Annotated in this window: 1 pseudogene; it reads left to right on the top strand. The window is 51.4% G+C overall.

Going from position 1 to position 733, the window contains the following annotated elements:
* Nucleotides 1-292: 292 nt before the first annotated feature.
* A pseudogene (locus R7E78_RS26385) lies at nt 293-733 on the top strand (phosphoadenosine phosphosulfate reductase); the annotation flags it as partial.

The following is a 733-nucleotide window of genomic DNA, read 5'->3' as shown; positions in this document are numbered from 1 at the left end:
CGAGGGCGGATACATCAAAATACAGCCGGACGTTTACAGTCCTGTTTTCCTAGAACGATTGCTTCATGTCTGTTGCAGCATGGACTACATGGAGCAAAAGAGAGCTGATGAGCTGGCATACAAGCTGGCTACTGGTCAAGCAGAGGATAACGACTGGAACCGTCGAATGGCAGAGCCACAATTCCGGATCATATCGGAAGAGGCTTTAGTCCATATCGACTTCATGTGGGCCTTCCATCATTTCAATGATAAGCCTTTCCATGCCCTGGAGATTTACCACAGGGTTTGGTCGATGGGTGATCTGGACTTGCTGGAAGACGAGCCGCAGTGTGAAACCGTTCCTCAGTCACCAATTCCGAAGCCATTGTGGTTGAAGGTTGGTCGCTGGGGCGATGGTTCGCTTTCTGATGGCTTGGCCGATCCGTTAGCGGAAATGGCTTACTTTGACGGCGGGGATGACCCGTTGGCAGCGCAAGTGATCAATACCGCAGACGGAAAGAGAAGGGTGGTTTGCTTCGCAGAAGATGATGAAGTGAAAGTCGATCCCGACTCCGCTGCGTTCATCATCTGGAACGAATACCCGCGACTAAGGGAGTCTGTACTAAAGGGACATTATACGCCCGGTAGTGCAGCGCAGTTCTACCTTCGGTTCGGAGCAATCCAGCTTGCGAAAGGAAAAGGCGCTTTGTATCACCGTATGATGCAAAGAGGTCAAACCTACCACCAGATGGGC

Source organism: Vibrio sp. YT-19(2023), from assembly GCF_033337395.1.
Note: the sequence above shows the minus strand (reverse complement) of the source record. Positions and strands in the feature narration are given on the sequence as shown.